This is a genomic window from Microbacterium testaceum StLB037, assembly GCF_000202635.1.
GTDB lineage: Bacteria > Actinomycetota > Actinomycetes > Actinomycetales > Microbacteriaceae > Microbacterium > Microbacterium testaceum_F.
In genome coordinates, this window is the sequence record NC_015125.1 from 1,120,459 (window position 1) to 1,141,062 (window position 20,604).

22 protein-coding genes are annotated in these 20,604 nt (G+C 69.6%); 5 read left to right on the forward strand and 17 right to left on the reverse strand.

The window, feature by feature from the left end; translation table 11 throughout:
* Positions 1 to 37: 37 nt before the first annotated feature.
* Complete coding sequence (locus MTES_RS05175; RefSeq protein WP_013584153.1) at positions 38 to 2,563, reverse strand: ATP-dependent Clp protease ATP-binding subunit; 2,526 nt, start codon at positions 2,561 to 2,563, stop codon at positions 38 to 40.
* Positions 2,564 to 2,752: 189 nt separating this feature from the next.
* Here MTES_RS05175 and MTES_RS05180 point away from each other — a divergent pair, with 189 nt between their 5' ends.
* The 3 genes from MTES_RS05180 to MTES_RS05190 are packed head-to-tail and all read left to right on the forward strand — an operon-like array spanning position 2,753 to position 4,220.
* The gene (locus MTES_RS05180; protein WP_013584154.1) at positions 2,753 to 3,379 is read left to right on the forward strand and encodes a hypothetical protein; all 627 of its coding nucleotides are present in this window, start codon (positions 2,753 to 2,755) and stop codon (positions 3,377 to 3,379) included.
* Positions 3,379 to 3,993: a cation transport ATPase gene (locus MTES_RS18390; protein ID WP_013584155.1), complete on the forward strand. Its 615-nt coding sequence runs from the start codon at positions 3,379 to 3,381 to the stop codon at positions 3,991 to 3,993. The genes MTES_RS05180 and MTES_RS18390 overlap by 1 nt, the downstream gene beginning before the upstream one ends.
* Positions 3,990 to 4,220 carry a helix-turn-helix domain-containing protein gene (locus MTES_RS05190; protein ID WP_013584156.1) on the forward strand — a complete coding sequence of 77 codons (231 nt, stop codon included), beginning with the start codon at positions 3,990 to 3,992 and terminating at the stop codon, positions 4,218 to 4,220. The genes MTES_RS18390 and MTES_RS05190 overlap by 4 nt, the downstream gene beginning before the upstream one ends.
* 75 nt (positions 4,221 to 4,295) lie before the next feature.
* On the opposite strand, the gene MTES_RS05195 is transcribed toward MTES_RS05190, so the two are convergent.
* The 3 genes from MTES_RS05195 to MTES_RS05205 form a co-directional block, all read right to left on the reverse strand.
* A complete protein-coding gene (locus MTES_RS05195; RefSeq protein ID WP_013584157.1) occupies positions 4,296 to 5,027 on the reverse strand; it encodes a hypothetical protein in 732 nt (243 codons plus the stop codon).
* Between the two features lie 90 nt (positions 5,028 to 5,117).
* Positions 5,118 to 6,584, reverse strand: a complete 1,467-nt coding sequence (cls, locus tag MTES_RS05200; protein ID WP_013584158.1) for a cardiolipin synthase — start codon at positions 6,582 to 6,584, stop codon at positions 5,118 to 5,120.
* Between the two features lie 81 nt (positions 6,585 to 6,665).
* Positions 6,666 to 6,857 (reverse strand): hypothetical protein, encoded by a 192-nt coding sequence (locus MTES_RS05205; protein WP_013584159.1) that lies wholly within the window; start codon positions 6,855 to 6,857, stop codon positions 6,666 to 6,668.
* Between the two features lie 132 nt (positions 6,858 to 6,989).
* On the opposite strand from MTES_RS05205, the gene MTES_RS05210 reads away from it, so the two are divergent.
* On the forward strand, positions 6,990 to 8,105 hold the full coding sequence (locus MTES_RS05210) for a DUF4192 family protein (RefSeq protein WP_013584160.1): 1,116 nt from the start codon (positions 6,990 to 6,992) through the stop codon (positions 8,103 to 8,105).
* 13 nt (positions 8,106 to 8,118) lie between these two features.
* Here the strand turns inward: MTES_RS05210 and lysS are convergent, their stop codons facing one another.
* The 13 genes from lysS to tilS all read right to left on the reverse strand — a co-directional run bounded on the left by lysS (position 8,119) and on the right by tilS (position 19,966).
* Positions 8,119 to 9,639: a lysine--tRNA ligase gene (lysS, locus tag MTES_RS05215; protein WP_013584161.1), complete on the reverse strand. Its 1,521-nt coding sequence runs from the start codon at positions 9,637 to 9,639 to the stop codon at positions 8,119 to 8,121.
* Positions 9,640 to 9,738: 99 nt separating this feature from the next.
* Complete coding sequence (panC, locus tag MTES_RS05220) at positions 9,739 to 10,593, reverse strand: pantoate--beta-alanine ligase (RefSeq protein WP_013584162.1); 855 nt, start codon at positions 10,591 to 10,593, stop codon at positions 9,739 to 9,741.
* On the reverse strand, positions 10,590 to 11,318 hold the full coding sequence (locus MTES_RS05225; RefSeq protein ID WP_043362185.1) for a DUF2520 domain-containing protein: 729 nt from the start codon (positions 11,316 to 11,318) through the stop codon (positions 10,590 to 10,592). Before MTES_RS05225 ends, panC begins: the two co-directional genes overlap by 4 nt.
* A complete protein-coding gene (locus tag MTES_RS05230) occupies positions 11,315 to 12,823 on the reverse strand; it encodes a PH domain-containing protein (protein ID WP_013584164.1) in 1,509 nt (502 codons plus the stop codon). Before MTES_RS05230 ends, MTES_RS05225 begins: the two co-directional genes overlap by 4 nt.
* Before the next feature lie 56 nt (positions 12,824 to 12,879).
* Complete coding sequence (locus MTES_RS05235; protein WP_013584165.1) at positions 12,880 to 13,566, reverse strand: PH domain-containing protein; 687 nt, start codon at positions 13,564 to 13,566, stop codon at positions 12,880 to 12,882.
* Positions 13,520 to 14,005, reverse strand: coding sequence for a DUF3180 domain-containing protein (locus tag MTES_RS05240; RefSeq protein ID WP_013584166.1), 486 nt, complete (start codon positions 14,003 to 14,005; stop codon positions 13,520 to 13,522). Before MTES_RS05240 ends, MTES_RS05235 begins: the two co-directional genes overlap by 47 nt.
* Positions 14,002 to 14,529 (reverse strand): 2-amino-4-hydroxy-6-hydroxymethyldihydropteridine diphosphokinase, encoded by a 528-nt coding sequence (gene folK / locus MTES_RS05245; RefSeq protein ID WP_013584167.1) that lies wholly within the window; start codon positions 14,527 to 14,529, stop codon positions 14,002 to 14,004. Before folK ends, MTES_RS05240 begins: the two co-directional genes overlap by 4 nt.
* Positions 14,526 to 14,894: a dihydroneopterin aldolase gene (gene folB, locus MTES_RS05250; protein ID WP_013584168.1), complete on the reverse strand. Its 369-nt coding sequence runs from the start codon at positions 14,892 to 14,894 to the stop codon at positions 14,526 to 14,528. The genes folK and folB overlap by 4 nt, the downstream gene beginning before the upstream one ends.
* On the reverse strand, positions 14,894 to 15,685 hold the full coding sequence (gene folP, locus MTES_RS05255) for a dihydropteroate synthase (RefSeq protein ID WP_013584169.1): 792 nt from the start codon (positions 15,683 to 15,685) through the stop codon (positions 14,894 to 14,896). The genes folB and folP overlap by 1 nt, the downstream gene beginning before the upstream one ends.
* The gene (folE, locus tag MTES_RS05260; RefSeq protein WP_013584170.1) at positions 15,682 to 16,269 is read right to left on the reverse strand and encodes a GTP cyclohydrolase I; all 588 of its coding nucleotides are present in this window, start codon (positions 16,267 to 16,269) and stop codon (positions 15,682 to 15,684) included. The genes folP and folE overlap by 4 nt, the downstream gene beginning before the upstream one ends.
* 6 nt (positions 16,270 to 16,275) lie before the next feature.
* Positions 16,276 to 18,279: an ATP-dependent zinc metalloprotease FtsH gene (gene ftsH / locus MTES_RS05265; RefSeq protein WP_043361051.1), complete on the reverse strand. Its 2,004-nt coding sequence runs from the start codon at positions 18,277 to 18,279 to the stop codon at positions 16,276 to 16,278.
* A gap of 113 nt (positions 18,280 to 18,392) precedes the next feature.
* Positions 18,393 to 18,944, reverse strand: coding sequence for a hypoxanthine phosphoribosyltransferase (hpt, locus tag MTES_RS05270; protein ID WP_013584172.1), 552 nt, complete (start codon positions 18,942 to 18,944; stop codon positions 18,393 to 18,395).
* A 23-nt stretch (positions 18,945 to 18,967) separates the two neighbouring features.
* Positions 18,968 to 19,966 carry a tRNA lysidine(34) synthetase TilS gene (gene tilS / locus MTES_RS05275; protein ID WP_013584173.1) on the reverse strand — a complete coding sequence of 333 codons (999 nt, stop codon included), beginning with the start codon at positions 19,964 to 19,966 and terminating at the stop codon, positions 18,968 to 18,970.
* 89 nt (positions 19,967 to 20,055) lie between these two features.
* Between tilS and MTES_RS05280 the strand changes: the two genes are divergently transcribed.
* Complete coding sequence (locus MTES_RS05280; RefSeq protein WP_013584174.1) at positions 20,056 to 20,589, forward strand: inorganic diphosphatase; 534 nt, start codon at positions 20,056 to 20,058, stop codon at positions 20,587 to 20,589.
* The last annotated feature ends 15 nt before the right edge of the window (positions 20,590 to 20,604 follow it).

Here is a 20,604-nt window from a genome sequence, read left to right on the forward strand (position 1 = left end):
GATGCCATGGCATCCGGGCCCCTCGTTCGCTATGCGATCAGCTGCCCGCGAGCGTGTCGGGGGTCGCGGCGATCTCGCCGGCCGTTCCGACACCGATCGCGACCTTCTCGCCACGGGGGCTGGTCTCGAACGAGAACTGACCGTTCTCGACGCCGACCTTGACGTGGTCGCCCGACTCGAGCTCGCCGTGCAGGATCTTCTCGCTGAGACGGTCCTCGACCTCGCGCTGCATGGCACGGCGCAGGGGACGGGCACCGAGCGTCGGGTCGAACCCGATCTCGATGAGCTTGTCCTTGGCGTCGTCCGACAGCTCGACGGTCATGTCGCGGTCGAGCAGGCGATCGGCCAGGCGCTTCACGAACAGGCCGACGATCTGACGGAGCTCGTCCTTGTTCAGCTGCGGGAAGACGATGACGTCGTCGACGCGGTTGAGGAACTCGGGCTTGAAGTGGCGCTTGAGCTCCTCGTCGACCTTGCCCTTCATCCGCTCGTACGAGGTCTGCGCACTGCCCTCGACCTGGAAGCCGACCGGACCACCGGCGATGGCCGACGAACCGAGGTTCGTGGTCATGATGATGACGGTGTTCTTGAAGTCGATGACGCGGCCCTGACCGTCGGTCAGGCGTCCCTCTTCGAGGATCTGCAGCAACGAGTTGAAGATGTCGGGGTGGGCCTTCTCGATCTCGTCGAAGAGCACGACCGAGAACGGCTTGCGGCGCACCTTCTCGGTGAGCTGGCCGCCCTCTTCGAACCCGACGAATCCGGGAGGGGCACCGAACAGACGCGAGACGGTGTGCTTCTCACCGAACTCCGACATGTCGAGGGAGATCAGCGCGCCCTCGTCATCGAAGAGGAACTCGGCGAGCGCCTTGGCGAGCTCGGTCTTTCCGACACCGGTCGGGCCGGCGAAGATGAACGAGCCGGAGGGGCGCTTGGGGTCCTTGAGGCCCGCGCGCTGGCGACGGATCGTGCGCGAGAGGGCCGCGATCGCCTCTTCCTGGCCGATGACCCGCTGGTGCAGGGTCTTCTCCATGAACATGAGGCGGCTGGACTCCTCCTCGGTGAGCTTGAACACCGGGATGCCGGTCGCCTGGGCGAGCACCTCGGCGATCAGGCCCTCGTCGACCACCGCGTGGGAGGCGACGTCGCCCGAGCGCCACTGCTTCTCGAGGCGGAGACGCTCGGCGAGGAGCGACTTCTCCTCGTCGCGCAGGGATGCCGCCTTCTCGAAGTCCTGCTCCTCGGAGGCCTGCTCCTTCTGCTCGCGGACCTTGGCGATCTTCTCGTCGAACTCGCGCAGCTCCGGCGGCGACGACAGGATCGACAGGCGCAGGCGGGCGCCGGCCTCGTCGATCAGGTCGATGGCCTTGTCGGGCAGGAACCGGTCGCTGATGTAACGGTCGGCGAGGTTCGCCGCGGCCACGATCGCACCGTCGGTGATCTGCACCTTGTGGTGCGCCTCGTAGCGGTCGCGCAGCCCCTTCAGGATGTTGATCGCGTGGGGCAGGCTCGGCTCGGCCACCTGGATCGGCTGGAAGCGGCGCTCGAGAGCGGCATCCTTCTCGAAGTGCTTGCGGTACTCGTCCAGCGTGGTGGCGCCGATCGTCTGGAGCTCACCGCGCGCGAGGAGGGGCTTGAGGATGGATGCCGCGTCGATCGCACCCTCGGCGGCACCGGCACCCACGAGGGTGTGGATCTCGTCGATGAAGACGATGATGTCGCCGCGGGTGCGGATCTCCTTGGTGACCTTCTTCAGTCGCTCCTCGAAGTCACCGCGGTAGCGGGAACCGGCGATGAGCGAGCCGAGGTCGAGCGAGTAGACCTGCTTGTCCTTGAGCGTCTCGGGCACGTCGCCCTTGACGATGGCCTGCGCGAGGCCCTCGACGACCGCCGTCTTTCCGACACCGGGCTCGCCGATGAGGACGGGGTTGTTCTTGGAGCGGCGCGACAGGATCTGCATCACGCGCTCGATCTCCTTCTCGCGCCCGATGACGGGGTCGAGCTTGTTGTCGCGCGCGGCCTGCGTGAGGTTGCGGCCGAACTGGTCGAGCACGGCCGACCCGCCCTGGGCGGCTCCCTGGCTCTGCTCGCCGGCACCGGATGCCACGCCCGCGGGCTCCTTGCCCTGGTAGCCCGAGAGCAGCTGGATGACCTGCTGGCGCACCTTGTTGAGGTCGGCGCCGAGCTTCACGAGCACCTGGGCCGCGACGCCCTCACCCTCGCGGATGAGGCCGAGGAGGATGTGCTCCGTGCCGATGTAGTTGTGGCCGAGCTGCAGCGCTTCGCGCAGCGACAGCTCGAGCACCTTCTTCGCGCGCGGCGTGAAGGGGATGTGGCCGGTCGGCTGCTGCTGACCCTGGCCGATGATGTCCTGCACCTGCTCGCGCACGGCGTCGAGCGAGATGCCGAGCGACTCGAGCGCCTTCGCAGCGACACCCTCGCCCTCGTGGATCAGCCCGAGCAGGATGTGCTCGGTGCCGATGTAGTTGTGGTTGAGCATCTTCGCCTCTTCTTGGGCGAGGACGACCACACGACGGGCACGGTCGGTGAATCTCTCGAACATCTCAGTCCCTCCAGAAATGGGCTGACAGGCACGCCTCCGCGCGCCGTACATCGAGAGTAACCAGCGGCCGGAGGCCAGAGCCCCGTGTTCGCCGTGGGCATACCGTCACGACGATCGGTCTTGCGGAACCCATCGATAGTCGTTACTTTATCGACTACCGATAACAACGATCATCGATAAGGAGTTGTCATGATCTCCCCCCGTCCGACCTCCCGGGTCCTCTCCCGCGGCGACACCGCATCGTTCTGGTTCTTCGTCGTGGCAGGCGTCGCGATCGCCATCTGGGCCGTGGTCCGGAGCATCGCGAACATCGTGGCCGCCGTCCCCAACCAGAATGTGCGCGTCGCCGCACCCTTCCTCGACACCGTCGTGCAGGCCCCTCTCGGGCCGGACGGCGCTCCCGTCCCCGTCGAGCTGACCGGGGGTGTGATCACGGCCCCCTCGCTCCCGCCCGCATCGCTGGGAGCGCTCTTCATCGCGGAGGGGCTGTTCGCCGCGGTCGTGGTCACCGTCGTCGCCCTGTTGCTGCTGCTGACCGCGGACATCCTCCGCGGGCGCATCTTCAGCCGCCGCAACACGGGTCTCGTCTCGGCAGCCGGCATCGTGACCCTCGTCGGGGTCGCCGGCGTGCCGTTCTTCCAGAACATGATCGCCAACGGCGCGATCGCCTGGCTCTCGGATCGCACGTACGACCGCGGTGACGTGCAGTTGATCGATCTGCCCTCCCTGATCGGCGTCGCCTTCGTCGCGGGCCTCGCGGGCACCGTCTTCGCCGTGGGCGACCGCCTGCAGCGCGACACGGACGGGCTCGTCTGATGACGAACCCGTCCTGGGTGTCGGCCCGCATGGAGCGCGGCACCGTCCTGCTGTTCGTCGCCGCCGGACTCGTGATGGGCTTCGCGCTCACCCTCCCCGCGATCCGTTCGGCCGTCGACATCGCCGGCGGAAGCGCGACCATCAGCCTCCTGACCGAGGCTGACGTGCCCCGGACAGCGGGCGCGGAGGGGGCCACCCTCGCGTCCGCGACGTTCGACTCGGCGCGTGTCGTGGCCGAGGGGCTGAGCGGGCAGGCCCGCGCCCTCCTCGTCTCCGGTGCGGCGTTCAGCGCGCTGACGACGCTGCTGACCGTGAGCGCGGTGGTGCTCTTCTTCCTCCTGCTGATGTGGCGCCGCCCGTTCCACCGCGCCCTCATCACCGCCACCCAGGTCGCGGGAGCCGCTCTGCTGATCGGCGGCATCCTCTCCGCGGGACTCGGGGGCTTGGGCCGGATGATGGCGGCGGATGAGCTGAACCCGGCGGCGGGAGGGGTCTTCGTGATCGGCTTCTCCTTCGATCCGGTCTGGATGCTCGTCGGACTCGGCGTCCTCGCCCTCTCCGTCGTCTTCACCTACGGCACCCGCCTGCAGCGCGACACGGAGGGCCTCGTATGAGCCCTGCGGCCGACGACGAACCGACCGGTATCCACTGCCGCCTCGACGAACTCCTCGAGGCACGTGGCATGACGCTCACCCGCCTCAGCGAGATCGTGGGCGTCTCGGTGGTGAACCTCTCGGTGCTCAAGAACGATCGCGCCCGCGCGATCCGCTACTCGACCCTCTCGGCGATCTGCCGGGCGCTGGAGTGCGAGGTCGGCGACCTGCTCGTGATCGCGCACTGAGTCCGCGCGGGTCCGCCCGGCCCGGGCGGACCGCGGTGAGCGCGGGCCGCGGGGCGGCGCTCACCGCGCGTCGGCTCAGCGCGTCCCGATGATCGCCACCGGCCCGTCGACGGTCACGTCGCCGCCCGACAGGACGAGGCTCGTGGCCCCGGTGTCGCCGAGATCGCTCACGTCGGCGATGCTGACGCGGGGCGCGATGTCGAGCGTGCACACCTGATCGGCGGGCGGGGTGGCGAAGCCCACGGCGATCGCGTCCCCCTGGGCCGCCACCGTCTCGACCACGGGCGGACAGCTCGAGCTGCCGTAGGTCAGGATCGCGACGAACGAGTCACCGACCCAGCCCGCGCTCGGGGCGAAGTCGGTCGCGGTCGGGGGCTCGACGGCATCCGTCAGGCCCGGCAGAGTCGTCTCTCCCGTCACCACACCCGTCACCGAGATCCGGAGCTCCTTGGTCGAATCCAGCCCCTCGGGCAGCGGGACGAGAGTCGGGCGGGGAACCATATCGCGAGTGCACGTCGTGCCCGGCCGATCGGTCAGGTCCACCGTGACCACTCCATCGGCGACCGTCGGCACGTCCGTCGACCGCGGCGCGCACGAGGAACTCCCCCACGTGACCAGGGCGATCGAGCGGCCGCCGTTGAGCCACCCGGCTTCGACCGGGGACGGCTCGGCCGAGGCCGTGGCATCCGGTTGCGTGGGGGGAGCCGAAGACGGCGCCGAGGCCGCACCGGAGGCGCACCCGGTCGCGGCGCCCAGGACGATCAGACCGGCTCCGAAGAGCCCGAGAAGCGAGAGACGACGAGACATGAGACCTCCGGGGGCGAGTTGTCGTCGCCCCATGGTGGCCCAGAATCCTGGATGCCAGCGGCGAACGCCGCGGGCGATCTCCCGCGCGGGCTACTGCAGCGCCGAAGTGAGGCGGGCCAGATTGTCGAGGATGGTCGACCGCAGCGGTTGCTGCTGCCATTCCTCGGCGGTGAGTTCGCGGCTGAGGCCGCGGTAGACGTCTTCGACCGCGCGCATGTCGCGGACGAACTCCTGACCGCGGACGAGCATCGACACCTCGAGGTTCAGACCGAACGAGCGCATGTCCATGTTGCTCGACCCGATCACGGCCACTTCGTCGTCGATCGTCACGCTCTTGCTGTGGAGGATGAACGGCTTGCGGTACATCCAGATCACGACGCCGGCCCGCAGGAGCGTCTCGTAGTAGCTGCGCTGCGCGTGATACACCATCGCCTGGTCTCCCTCTTCGGAGACGAAGAGCTCGACGTGCACGCCCCGCTGGCACGCGGTGGTGATCGCGAGCAGCAGCGCCTCGTCGGGGACGAAGTAGGGGCTCACGATGATGATGCGCTCGCGCGCGGCGAACAGCAGCCCGAGGAAGAGCTTGAGGTTGTTCTGGAAGTCGAATCCAGGGCCGGAGGGGACGATCTGGCAGTCGAGTTCGCCCGGGCCGGTCGTGACGCTGAAGAGATCGATCTCGTCGCGCAGCGTCTCATCGGTCTCGCTGTACCAGTCGGAGAGGAAGACGGCGTTGATGCTCGCGACGACCGGGCCCTCGACGCGCACCATGAGGTCGACCCAGTGCAGGCCGCGCCGGATGTTCTTGCGGAGGTTGTACGAGGAGTCGGTCACGTTCTGCGAGCCCATGTAGGCGACGTCGCCGTCGATCACGAGGAGCTTGCGGTGGTTGCGCAGATCGGGGCGCTGCCAGCGACCGCGAAGCGGCTGAACCGGGAGCATCAGATGCCAGTGCGCTCCCATCGCGTCGAGTCGGCGGAGGGTTCTCTTGTAGAACGGCTTGCCGCGGTTCGCCCAGTGATCCAGCAGCACGCGCACGACCACGCCGCGCTCGGCGGCCTCTTCGAGGGCGCGGAAGAAGTTGTCGGTCGAGTCGTCGGACTGCAGGATGTAGAACTCGACGTGCACGTAGCGCCGCGCCTGCCGGATGGCCTCGGCCATGGCATCCAGGCTCTGCTGATAGTCGGAGATCAACGTCGCGGCGTTGTCTCCCGCGATGGGCATGGCGCCGAGATTCCGGTTCAACTGCACGAGAGCGCGGAACCAGTGCGGGGCGTTGGGTCGCAGGGTGCCGAACTCGAGGGAGGCACTCGTGTCGTGGATGTACTCGTTGATGGCGGCCTGCTTGCGGCGGCGACGACGCGGCAGGCGGGGGTTTCCGATGAGCAGGAACAGGAACACGCCGACGAACGGGATGAAGTAGATGGCGAGCAACCATGCCATCGCGGCGGTGGGACGCCGGTTGCGGGGGACGACGATGATCGCGGCGATGCGCACGACCAGGTCGATCACGAAGAAGGCGATGACGAGCCAGCTCGCTTCGAACGTGGCGTCGATCACGGGTCCTCCTGGGCGGGTTGTCCCCTCAGCGTAGTGAGTACCCCCGACACGCGACGGGACCGACGTCAGCGGACGGCGTGGTTACTGGGCGGCGCTGTCGCCGGCTACGGGAGGAAGACCACGCTTCGCGCGCTCCTGCGCCTCGATGCGCGCGTACGCCTTGCGCTCCGTGCGATCCATGCGGATGGCCCCACGCAGGATCAGGAAGAACGTCACCGACACGACGATGGTCGGCAGAATCGCCCACAACACCGGCAGCCAGGAACTCTCCATCCCTCAAGGATACCCGCGGCATGACGACCTCCGGCCCGGGCTCCTTCTGCACCGCGGCGATCTTGTCGGGTCCCTCCCCATTTCGTCCCCGGCGGCGCTCGCGCGAACCGCGAATCCACGACGCTCGTCGTCATGTCCACGGTCATCCGCGTCTCCTCGCCCCTGTCCCTTCTCTCTCTCGTCCCGCGACTTCTCGACTGCACGCCGCGCCGCAGCCTCGTCCTGGTCCCGTTCGCGGGATCCCGATCGCTCGCCGCTTTGCGCGTCGATCTCCCCGCTGACGACAATCCCGATCTCCCCCGCATCGCATCGACCCTCATCGGCATGGCCTGCAAAGTCCCCCTGACGGATGCCGTGACGGTCGTGATCTACACCGACGACGCCGTGGCCGACCGAGGCTCACTCCCCCACGACGCGCTCGTCGACGCCGTCCTGGAGCGCGCACACATCTGCGGACTCCGGGTGATCGAGGCGCTCGTCGTGGGGGCGGACGGATGGGGCAGCTACCAGGATCCGTCCGTCGGCGGCGAGCACGGGCTCGACGAGATCACGGCCGCGGGCCCGGATCTCCCCGAGTCCTTCCCCGAGCACGATCAGATCGGTGCGGCTGCGTTGCCCGCCGTCGACCTCGCCGAGAAAGAACGGATGGGGCGCGCCCTCGAGGACGTCGATCTCCTGCTCGACGTCCCACGACGGCGGAACAGCCTGAGCGTGTCGCGACGTCGTTCCGCGGAGGCGATCCTCGACGAGCTCGCCGACCCGCCCGCTCTGTTCGAGAGCGTCCTCGAGCCGATCACCGACACCGACGGTCGTCACCGACTCGCCAGCCTCGCCTACGCGCTCGAACGACCCCTGTTGCGCGACGTCGCGCTGATGCAGTGGGCCGGCGACATCACCACGGGAGATGCCGCGTTCCACGCGCAGACGCGGTTCCCCGACGGCGAGGGGTATCCCGAAGACATCGCCCGTCCGATGTGGGGAGAGGGTGCGAACCCCGACCTCGACCGACTCCTCGTCGCCCTGGATCGCTGCCGCCGGGTCGCCGCGACCGCGCCACGCGCACGCCGGCCCGGTGCTCTCGCCGCCTGCGCATGGCTCGCCTGGGCGACCGGGCGCTCCACGCACGCAGCTTTCTACGCGGAAACCGCCCTCGAGATCGACCCCGCGCACGGGCTCAGCGGGATCGTGCTCACCCTCGCCGACCACGGCCGGCTTCCGGAATGGCTGTTCGAGCGTGCCCCGCGCTGAGCGCGGGCCCGCCTCACTTGACCAGCGGGAAGAGGATGGTCTCGCGGATGCCGAGACCCGTGATCGCCATGAGCAGGCGGTCGATGCCCATCCCCATGCCCCCGGTGGGCGGCATGCCGTGCTCGAGGGCGCGGAGGAACTCCTCATCGATCGACATCGCCTCGACGTCACCGCGCGCGGCGAGAGTGGCCTGTTCGACGAAGCGCTCGCGCTGGATCACGGGGTCGACCAGCTCGGAGTAGCCGGTCGCGAGTTCGAAGCCGCGCACGTACAGGTCCCACTTCTCGACCACGCCGGGGATCGACCGGTGCTCGCGCACCAGCGGACTGGTGTCGACGGGGAAGTCCATCACGAACGTGGGACGGGTCAGACCGCCCTTGACGAAGTGCTCCCACAGCTCTTCGACCCACTTGCCGTGCGTCTCGTGGGCGGGGGCCTCGACGCCCGCTTCCGCGCCGAACGCGCGAAGCTCGTCGACGGCGGTCTGCGGGGTGATCGTCCGGCCCGACGCCTCCGAGAGCGAGACGTACATCGAGATTCGGTCCCAGTCACCGCCGAGGTCGTACTCGGTCCCGTCCGCCCAGGTGACGGTGGTCGAACCGGCGACCGCGACGGCGGCGTTCTGGATGAGCGTCTGGGTCAGATCAGCGATGCCGTTGTAATCCGTGTAGGCCTGATAGGCCTCGAGCATCGCGAACTCCGGGCTGTGCGTGGAATCGGCACCCTCGTTGCGGAAATTGCGGTTGATCTCGTACACCCGGTCGATGCCGCCGACCACGGCCCGCTTGAGGAACAGCTCGGGTGCGATGCGGAGGTAGAGCTCGGCGTCGAAGGCGTTCGAGTGCGTCACGAACGGACGTGCGCTCGCGCCGCCATGCTGAACCTGCAGCATCGGGGTCTCGACCTCGACGAAGTCGCGCTCGGTGAACGTGCGGCGCAGACTCGCGTTGACCTTCGCGCGGGCGAGCACGGTCTCCCGCGCGCGGTCCCGCACGATGAGGTCCAGGAAGCGGCTGCGCACGCGACTCTCTTCACTGAGCTCGCTGTGCAGGTTCGGCAGCGGCAGGACGGCCTTCGCGGCGACCCGCCACTCGGCGACCATGATCGACAACTCGCCACGGCGGCTGGAGATGACCTCTCCCGAGACGAAGACGTGGTCGCCGAGGTCGACGAGCTCCTTCCACGCCTGGAGCGACTCCTCTCCCACCGCGGCGAGGGACACCATCGCCTGGATGCGGCTGCCGTCGCCCGCCTGGAGCGACGCGAAACAGAGCTTGCCGGTGTTTCGGCTGAACACCACTCGTCCGGCCACGCCCGCCGTGACGCCGGTCTCGGCCCCCGCCTCGAGGTCGCCGAAACGCTCGCGCAGCGCCGGGATCGTGTCCGTCACGGGCACCACGACCGGGTAGGGACCGCCCGCGGCGTCGGTCCGCTCAGCGAGGAGGCGTTCCCGCTTACCGAGGCGGACGGCCTTCTGCTCGAAGACGTCTTCTTCGGTGGGTTCGGCGGCGTCGTTCGCGGGCGCGTCGGTCATCGTGAGAGCTCCTCGGGGTCTCACCCAGTCTATTCGCCGGGCACCGGGTGCCCGTGGCCCCCGCCCTCCCGCGCGGCCGGGTTGACCGGGCGAGTCCCCTCAGCGCAGCGAGATCTCCGCGTTGTCGATGAAGCGATGACCCCCGACGGTCGCGGCGATGAGCGCCAGCGCGCGACCGCGGTGACCCTCCTCGACCGGGAGGAACGTCGCCGGGTCGACGACGGTGAGGTACTCCAGCGCGATGCGCTGCTCTCCCATCAACGAAGACTGCGCCGCCGCGATGCACGCGTCGACGCCGAGGTCGGCGTTGGAGGCGGCCGCTTCGAGGGCCCGCGGAAGCTTCGCCGCCGCCCGACGGTCGGCATCGTCGAGAAGGGCGACGCGGCTCGACACGGGCAGACCGTCCTCGGCGCGCACCGTGGGCACGACCACCGTGTCGATCGCGAAGTCGAGATCGCGGATCATCCGGCGGACGAGGAACACCCGCTGCAGGTCGCGTTCCCCGTAGATCGCGACGTCCGGGCGCACGAGGTGGAAGAGCTTCGCCTCGACCGTCAGCACCCCGTCGAAGTAGAAGGGGCGGGATCGTCCCTCGTAGCGGAACCCGAGGTCTCCCGCCGCGACGCGCGTCGTCGCGGTGCCGGCCGGCAAGAAATCGGCCGCCGTAGGGGCGAAGACGACGTCGACGCCCAGGTCGGTCAGCAGGTCGGCATCCGCTTCCGGAGAGCGCGGGTAAGCGGCGGTGTCTTCGGCGGTACGGAACCGCAGCGGGTTCACGAAGGTCGAGACCACGACGATGTCCGCGTGCCGACGTGCTTCCCGGATGAGGTCGACGTGCCCCTCGTGAAGGGCGCCGAGAGTCGAGACGAGGGCGACGCGGGTCACGCTCTCGGAGGAGTCGGCGCTGCGCACCTCCGCCAAACGGGAGCGCAGATCGTCGATGGTGCGGATCATTCGTTGATCGTAGCGTCCGGCTTCAGCCCCTCCGGTCCGGGCCCGGTGCTCTCGGCGAGGGCCTGGTCGACGCTCGAGCGGACGAGGGCGGACAGGTACCCGCCGGTGTTCGGGACCCCGACCTGCGAGAGCAGCGCCGCGGATTGCTGCACGATCGAGCGCGAGAACTCAGTCGCCGTCGCGATGGCCTCGGCGTACGTGCCGCGATCGGCCTCGGCGACGACCACGGGCTCGCACCCGAGCTCGACCGCCAGCGCCTGCGCGATCGGGAGCACGGGGGCCGGAGCCGTCACGGCCGCGTACGCCTGCGCGAGCTGGTGCAGGTCGAGCGACGACGCGCCGGTGAAGGTGATCGCGGGGTGGATCGCCAGCGGGATCGCCCCGCTCTTCACCGCCGGGGCGAGGACGCCGACGCCGTACGCCGGGTCCGTGTGCACGACCAGCTGCCCCGGTTGCCAGGCGCCGAGGTCGGCGAGCCCCGAGACGAGACCTTCGAGTTGGTCGTGCGGGACGGCTACGACGACCAGCTCGCTGCGACGCACGACCTCTTCGGGCGACAGCACCGGCAGCCCGGGGAGGATGGCCTCGACGCGATCGTCATCGGATCCCGACGTGATCCCGGTGAGCGCGTGGCCCGCTCCCGCCAGCGCCGATCCGATCACGGGACCCACGCGCCCGGCTCCGATGATTCCGACCCCGAGTCGCCCGTCACGCGTTCCGCTCATCCCGCCCACCTGTGGGTCCTGTCCTCCGCCGCGGCCGCCACGGTCGCCCGCGCGGTGTCTTCCATCAACGTCAACGCCGCATCGCGGTCGAGCACGCCCACCGAGGTCTGCACCGTTCCCGAGATCACGTGCGCCCCCAATCTCGCCGTCCGCATCGACCGCGCAAGCGGCCCCTGGTGCAGTCCGACCGACTGCAGTCGCGCGAGCGGGAAGATCGACAGCGATCTCCAGATCCATCCCCGCCGGAGGAACAGCGCTTCCGCCGTCAGCAGCGCCCCGTTCCGACGCCACGACAGCGGACGCAGGATCCGCGCCCGACGCGGTGTCGTCACGTAGGGGTCGTCGGCCACCGGGCCCAGCACACCGTCACGGATGACCTGAGCCCATCCGTCCGACGGGAGGGCGGGCGCGAGGATCCGAAGCACCCGCTCGACGTCCTCCGTGGTGCCCACGGGGAGCACGGCGGCGAGCTGATCGGTCGACGAATCGGTGGACGACCGGCCCGAAAGACGGTTGACCGAGATGGACCACCACCCGAACGGACGCCACAGCAAAGGCTGCCGCACCTCGATCGCGTGCACGCGACCAGGCGGAACCACCTCGCTGATCGTCGTGAAAAGGCCGAACGTCAGCCGGACGCCGTCCGGCGTCGGCGCGATCGAGTACCGGAGCCCCCGCGCTATCGAGCGCACGTAGTACGCCCCGTAAGCGAGGAAGGTGGGCACCACGGTGAAGAGCAGCCACACCGTCGAGATCGAGGCGGCGACGATGATCGCCGCGACCAGTCCGAGAAGCCAGAGCATCGAGCCGCTCAGGACCCGCGAGGCGACCAATCTTCCCAGGGGGATGCGCACGATGCTCTCGGGCTCGGCATCGGAGAAGTCCTCCCCCTCGACGAGACCCTGGATGCCGGAACCCACGGCCTCCGCGGTCGCTCGCACGAACGATCCCCCCGGGACCGCGCCCGGACCCGCCTCGGCGAGACGACGACCGGATGCCAATCGGAGGATGTCACTGCGCAGGGCGTCGGCGTCCTTGGCGGAGAGGTACTCGAGCTTGACGTTGGCATCCAGCCCCGCACCCACGACCTCGAGCTTCGCCAGCCCGAGCAGCCGCGCGACCATCGGCCGCGTGAGATTCACGCCCTGGACCCGGTCGAGGGGCGCGCGACGGTGCGTGCGGAAGAGGACGCCCGACCGCACCTCGACGTCGTCGCCGATGCGCAGGGTGTGGAACCGCCACGACAGGCGGAAGGCCGCCAGAAGGATCACCAGCACCACGATCACCGCGCCCGCGGCGATGAGGAACAGGTTGTGCGAGAAGAGAAAGTCGACGGGATCCGGCGGCATCGCCCCCGAGGGGAGATCGGTGAAGATCGGGAAGAAGAGCTCGAAGAGTCGCTCCCGCAGATTCGCGACCAGGACGCCGATCATCACGAGGAGGAACAGGCCCCCGCGCAGGAGCGGCGTCAGGGGGTGGAGACGATGCCATTCCCCGTCGCTCATCGGCGATCGAGTGGTGACGCGTCCCCCCGGTGCGGCGGGTGGCGGGGCGGCGTCGGTCACAGTCCGGTCCGACGGGTCTCGGCGACGGCGATGAGGGTGTCACGCAGCTGCTCGGCCGCCGCCTGGGTGAGGCCGGGGATGGTGACGCCCGTGGACGCCGCGGCCGTGACGAGCTTGAGCTGCGCGATGCCGAAGCCGCGGTCGAGGGGGCCGTGAGTGATGTCCACGAGCTGCATGCGGCCATAGGGCACGGCCACCACGCGCTGCCAGAGGATCCCCCGACGGAAGACGAGGTCATCGCGACGCAGCTGGTAGCCGAACGACCGCGCCTGGCGCGGGGTGATGATGAGCCCCACGAGGGTGATGACAGCGAGGATTCCCGCCGGGATCCACTGCCACTGCAGGTTCAGGAAGAGCTGCAGGGCGAGAGCGACCGCGAGGACGAGGAGGAGGAATGCGCCCTGCGAGATCACCTGAACCCGCACGTAGGCGCGGGCCAGCTGATGCCAGGTGCCGTCACCGAGCGGCAGGCGCCCCGCACCGCGCGGCTCGAGGATTCGCGGGAACGTGCCCTCGTCGAAGACCGGCGCATCGCGCGACGGCGTCGGCTCGGGTGCCACGACCCCGGGCTGCGGCGACGGGTCCGCGCCGACGCGCGGCCACGGGTCCGCGCCGACGCGCTCGCCCGGAGCGGCCTCAGCGGGGAGCGGCGTCCGCTCCGGGAAGTCCGGGGTGTTCGTCATCGTCGTCCTTCCGGATGGTGCAGAGCTGCTCGGCCACGAGCCCCGCGACGACGAGGACGACTCCGCACACGACCGTCGCGATGATCGATCCCATCGAGCCTACCGACGGAGTCACCGGACGGGTGAAGAGGAAGGACAGCAGCCCGGCACCGAAACCCGTCGCCGCGGCGCCCACGAGCGACGACGCCTTCGCCAGCATCGCGATGCGCAGGGCACGGAACGGGTCGATGCGTCGACTCGAGCGGCCGCGGGTCGCGCGGGCGACCGGGACCGCGAGCGCGACGATCACCGCGCCCAGGAGCACGAGGATCGTGGGCAGGCTCGCGGCCGGAGAGAAAGTCGGGCGGCCCATCGCCGCGAGGACGGTGTCGAGGATGAATCCGCACACCGCGCCGACGACCGCCGCGATGACGAGGATTCCCGCGCCCGTGCGTTTCATCGTGCACCTCCCCGCAGCTCGCGCAGCAGGTCCTCGACGCGGCCGCGTCCCGGGATCTCGGCATCCGGATCCACGTCGAGCCACGGCGCGAGGACGAACTCCCGCTCGTGCGCGCGGGGGTGCGGCACCGTGAGGTCCTCGTCGTCGATGCGTTCGTCGGCGTACGCGATCAGGTCGAGATCGAGCGTGCGGTCCCCCCAGCGCTCGCGGCGCACGCGGCCGTGGTCGGCCTCGATGCGGTGGAGCTCTCGGAGGAGGGCGCGCGGGGCGAGCCGCGTCGACACGAGCGCGACGGCGTTGAGGTAGCGCGGGGCGTCGGCATCCTCCCCGTGCACGGTGACCGCGACGGTCTCCAGCGGCTTCGACACCCGCACCGCTGTCGTGAGGGGCAGAGCGCGGAGCGCATTGACGGCCGCTCGCAGGGTCTCGGCGCGGTCACCGAGATTCGCGCCGAGAGCCACCACCGCGGGCATCTCGGCGTCCCGCGGCGGGTCGCCGATGCCGTGGGCCAGACGCACGCTCATACGCGACCGCGTCGGATGGTCACGGCGACATCGCCGAACGGCACGGTGATCGGCGCGGCCGGCTTGTGGACCGTGACCGCCACCACGACGACGCGCGGGTCGGCGAGCACATCGTCGGCGATCCGCTGCGCCACGGTCTCGAGGAGGTCCGCCGGCTCCCCCTCGACGATCTCGACGATCCGTTCCGCGAGCTCGCCGTAGTGCACGGTGTCGCTCACGTCGTCGGTCGCCGCGGCGCGACCCAAGGGAAGACTCAGCGTCACATCGACGACGAACTCCTGACCGTCGCGCTTCTCGTCGGCGTACACCCCGTGATAGCCGAAGGCGCGCACCCCCGTGAGGGTGATCTCGTCAACGGCATCCATCAGGCCTCCCAGGCGCGGGCGACGGCGAGCGCGTCGCGGGTGGTCGGAACATCGTGCACGCGGACGGCCCACGCGCCGGACCGCGCGGCCAGCGCACTCGTGACGGCGGTCGCGAGGTCGCGGCGGGTGAGATCGGCGTCCTCGCCAAGCACCTCGGCGAGGAAACGCTTGCGACTGGTGCCGATCAGCACGCGGGATCCGAGCGCGGCGAGGGTGGGGATCGCGTTCAGAACCCGCCAGTTCTGGATGCCACGCTTCCCGAAGCCCACACCCGGGTCGACGATGATGCGGTCCGAGGCGATTCCCGCGGCGCGGGCCGCCGCCACCCGTTCGGCCAGCTCGTCGGCGACCTCTCGGCCCGCGTCGGCGTAGTCGGCGCGCGCGTACATGTCGGAGGAGGGACCGCGCCAGTGTCCCAGGGCGATCTCCGCGTCGGTCTCGGCGACCGCGGCGAGCATCTCGGGATCGGCGAGACCTCCCGACACATCGTTGACGAGGCGCGCGCCCGCGGCGACCGCGGCGCGCGCCGTCGAAGCGTTCATCGTGTCGATGCTGACGACGGCCCCCTCGGATGCCAGCGCCTCGACGACCGGCAGAACGCGCTGCTGCTCCACCCGAGGGGCGACGCGCTCGGCACCCGGCCGCGTGGACTCGCCCCCGATGTCGAGGAGGTCCGCCCCTTGGGCGCGCAGGGAGCGCGCGTGTGCGATCGCCACGTCGGGGTCGAGGTAGCGCCCGCCGTCGCTGAAGGAGTCCGGGGTCACGTTGACGATCGCCATGATGAGGGTCACGCTCGTGCCCCGATCAGGGCGACGAGCTCGGCCCGGGCGACGGCGTCGGTGTACGCGCCGCGCGCGGCGATCGTGACGGTCGACGCGTCGAGCTGGCGGCCGCCGCGCATGGTCACGCACTCGTGGACGGCGTCGAGCACCACGAGAACACCCCGCGCATCGAGAGCGGATGCCACGGCGTCGGCGACCTGCTCACCGAGCCGCTCCTGCACCTGAGGGCGTGCCGCCAGGATGTCGATCACCCGGGGCAGCGCTCCGAGACCCACGACCTCTTCCCCGGGCAGATACGCCACATGGGCACGCCCGCGGAAAGGGAGGAGATGGTGCTCGCACATCGAGCGGAAGGCGATGTCCCGCAGCATCACGGCACCGGACGGAAGGGTGTCCGGCGCCGGTCCGCGCGTCACCGAGATGGTGTGCTGCAGGGGGGCGGTGGCATCCTGACCCACTCCGCCGAAGAACTCGCTCCACGAATCGGCCACGCGGGTCGGCGTCTGGCGGAGCCCGGGGCGATCGGGATCCTCCCCGATCGCCTCGAGCAACTCGCGTACGAGCGCGGCGACGCGCTCCCGGTCGACGGCCACGGCGCCTTAGGCCGTGGCCGGTCGCGTCTGTCCGCTCGGGCGGCGCTGCGCCTGCGTCGCGGTCTGCGCCTCGGACTCCACCGACGCGGCCACGCCGGCCGGGGCCGAGCGACGGGGAACGTCGACGGGAGGCAGGGTCGAGACCGGACGGTCGCCGGACGACAGCCACTGGGGACGCGGCGGGAGGCGCTTGACGTCCTTGAAGATCTCGGCGAGCTCGAGATGGTCGAGCGTCTCCTTCTCGAGCAGCTCGAGAGCAAGACGGTCGAGGACGTCGCGGTTGGCGTTGATGACCTCGTACGCCTCGTTGTGCGCCTGCTCGATGAGCGCGCGCACCTGGGCGTCGACGCGCTCGGCGATGCGCTCCGAGAAGTCACGGCCGTGACCCATGTCGCGGCCCATGAAGACCTCGCCCGACGAGGAGCCGAGCTTGACCGGGCCCACGTCGTTGGTCATGCCGTACTCGGTGACCATCTTGCGGGCGATGCTCGTCGCCTTCTCGATGTCGTTCGAGGCGCCGGTGGTGGGGTCGTGGAACACGATCTCCTCGGCCACGCGGCCGCCCATCGCGTACGTCAGCTGGTCCTGCAGCTCGTTGCGGGTGACCGAGTACTTGTCGTCGAGCGGCAGCACCATCGTGTACCCGAGCGCCTTGCCGCGCGGAAGGATCGTCACCTTCGTGACGGGGTCGGTGTGGTTCATCGCCGCCGCGGCGAGCGCGTGTCCGCCCTCGTGGTAGGCCGTGATGAGCTTCTCTTTGTCCTTCATCACGCGGGTACGGCGCTGGGGACCGGCGATGACGCGGTCGATGGCCTCGTCGAGCGCGCGGTTGTCGATGAGCTGCGCGTTCGAGCGCGCCGTCAGCAGGGCCGCCTCATTGAGGACGTTCGCGAGATCGGCACCGGTGAAGCCGGGCGTCTTACGCGCGACGACCTCGAGGTCGACCGAGTCGGACAGCGGCTTGCCGCGACCGTGCACCTCGAGGATGCGCTGGCGTCCCTTGAGGTCGGGGGCGTCGACACCGATCTGACGGTCGAACCGGCCCGGACGCAACAGGGCGGGGTCGAGGATGTCGGGGCGGTTCGTCGCCGCGATGACGATGACGTTGACCTTCGGGTCGAAGCCGTCCATCTCGACGAGCATCTGGTTCAGCGTCTGCTCGCGCTCGTCGTGCCCGCCGCCCATGCCGGCGCCGCGGTGGCGACCGACGGCGTCGATCTCGTCGATGAAGATGATGGCCGGCGAGCTCTCCTTGGCCTGGTTGAAGAGGTCGCGGACGCGGCTGGCGCCGACACCGACGAACATCTCGACGAAGTCCGAACCCGAGATCGAGTAGAACGGCACCCCGGCCTCGCCGGCGACGGCGCGGGCGAGCAGGGTCTTACCGGTTCCGGGAGGGCCGTACAGCAGCACGCCCTTCGGGATGCGGGCACCGACCTCTTCGAACTTCTTCGGATCCTTGAGGAACTCCTTGATCTCGTCGAGCTCTTCGATCGCCTCGTCGGATCCCGCGACGTCCTGGAAGGTGACGGTCGGCGTCTCCTTCGTCACGAGTTTCGCGCGCGATTTGCCGAACTGCATGACCTTGCTGCCGCCGCCCTGGGCGCTCGAGAGCAGCCACCAGAAGAGAAGGCCGAGCAGCACGAGCGGGATCATCAGCCCGAGGAAACCGTCGAACCAGCTGGGCTTGGGGACGACGTCGTTGAAGCCGTCCGAGGGAGCGGCGCTGTCGATCGCGCTGGCGACCTCGTTCGCACGAGCCTGGCTGTAGTAGAACTGCACGTCGTTCGCACCCTCGAACGGCTGCGACAGCGTGAGGTCGACGCGCTGATCGGGATCGTTGGTCACCACCTGGGTGACGGTCCCGCCCTTCAGCAGGTCGAGACCCTCTTTCGTGGAGATCTGACGTGCACCGCTCAGGTTCGAGATGAGCGAGAAGCCGATGACCAGAAGCAGACCGACCAGCAGAACGTAGATGATCGGGTTGCGCGTGATCTTCTTGAAATCCATGGTGGGCAAGCCCAGCCCTTTCGTGAACCGCTCGCGGAGGAAAAGCGGTGGGATCAGGGTAACGCCCGCGGACTATGCCGGGCCTGTGCGTTCGTCGTGGGCGTATCCGGGGGTCAGGAGTACACGTGCGGCGCGAGCACCGCGACGTCGCGCAGGTTGCGGTACTTCTCCGCATAGTCGAGTCCGTACCCGATGACGAAGTCGTTGGGGATGTCGAAGCCCACGTAGCGGCACTCGACCTCGACCTTCATGGCATCCGGTTTGCGCAGGAGCGCCAGCACCTCGACCGATTCGGCTCCGCGCGAGGCGAAGTTCTCGAGCAGCCAGCTGAGCGTGAGGCCGGAGTCGATGATGTCCTCGACGATCAGCACGTGCTTGCCGGTGATGTCGGTGTCGAGGTCTTTGCGGATCTGCACGACGCCGCTCGAGCGCGTGCTCGCGCCGTAGGAGGACACGGCCATCCAGTCCATCGTGATGTGCCGGGGCAGGTGACGCGCGAAGTCGGCCATCACCATGACCGCCCCCTTGAGGACTCCCACGAGCACGACGTCTTTGCCGGAATAGTCGGCGACGACCTGCTGCGCCAATTCGGCGAGCTTCTCGTGAATCTGTTCCTCGGTGAGGAGGACTTCGCTGATGTCGTCGGAAATGTCGGCCGCGCGCATTCGGAAAGTCTACGTCGGTCGATTCAGGATGCCGCCCGCGCGACGACCTCGATCCGCCCGCCGGCGCGGCGCGCGAGGCATCCGGGCAGATCGATCGGGCCCTGACCCCGCCAGTCCGTCGCGAGGCGCGCGACCTCGAGTGTCTGCGTGCGCGTGAGGGAGACCCCGAACTCGCTCTCGACGACGTATCGCACGATGCGGTTGCGCAGCGCCGCGGGGTTCGCCGCCAGCGCCGCAGCCGAGAGCGAGATGCCGGCCTCGGCGTGCTCGACGATGTCTTCGATCGTCTCGTCGATCATGTCCTGGAACGCGGCGGCATCCTCGCGCAGTTGCTCGGCCGTACGGGCGAGGGCCTCGGCGACCCCCGGTCCGAGTTCCGCCTCGAGCACCGGCAGCACGCGCTCGCGCACCCGCACGCGCGTGTATGCGGGGTCGGCGTTGTGCGGGTCGGTCCACGGGTCGAGCCCCTCCGCGGCACAGGCGGCGACGGTAACCCGGCGGCGCACGGCGAGGAGCGGGCGCACCCACGTCGGGCCGGTGGCATCCCGTCGCTCCGGTGCCATGCCGGAAAGACTCGCCGCACCGGCTCCGCGCGCCAGCCCCAGAAGCACCGTCTCCGCCTGGTCGTCGAGGGTGTGGCCGAGCAGCACCGCGTCAGCGCGGATGTCGGCCGCCGCGCGCGCGAGACCGGCATAGCGCGCTTCCCGCGCAGCAGCCTCGGGGCCGTCACCTGAACCGACCTGCACCGTCACGACGCGCGCATCGAGACCGAGAGCGCGCGCCTTCTCCGCGGCCGCGGCGGCGACGGCATCCGACCCGTCCTGCAATCCGTGGTCGATCACGACGGCCTCGGCACGGATGCCGGCACGGGGCGCCTCGAACGCGGTCGCGGCCGCGAGCGCGAGCGAATCCGGCCCGCCCGACAGCGCGACGACGACGGAGCCGTCGATCCGCTCGAGCGCCGCGCGCACGGCACGACGCACCTCGGCGACGGACGGGTCGAGTCCGGGACGGTGATCCATCCCTCCACGGTAGCGGCGTCACGGCTCGGGCTCCGGGTGGCTCCCGACTAGGCTGGGCGCGGAAATCCACAGATCTAAGGAGCACGAGTATGGGCGCATACGACGCCGTCATCGAGATCCCCCGCGGCAGCCGCGTGAAGTACGAGGTCGACCACGGCACCGGCCGCGTCTACCTCGACCGCATCCTCTACACGGTGTTCGGCTACCCGGCCAACTACGGCTTCTTCGAGAACACCCTCGGCGAAGACGGCGACCCGCTCGACGTGCTCGTGCTGCTCGACCGCGAGCTGCACCCCGGCATCCTCGCCAAGGTGCGTCCCGTCGGCGTGCTCAAGATGAGCGACGAGGCCGGCGGCGACGACAAGGTCGTGGCCGTGCTCGCGAAGGACCCGCGTTGGGACCACATCCAGGACGTCGGCGACATCGACGAGTGGACGAAGAAGGAGATCACGCACTTCTTCGAGCACTACAAGGACCTCGAGCCCAACAAGTGGGTCAAGGTCGACGAGTGGGCGGATGCCGCCGAGGCCGAGCGCCTGGTCGGCGAGGCGTTCACGCGCTTCGACGAGCACGACGCGCAGACCAAGACGCAGGGCTCGGGCGAGGCGCCGAACACGCTCTGACACCCTCGCGTCAAC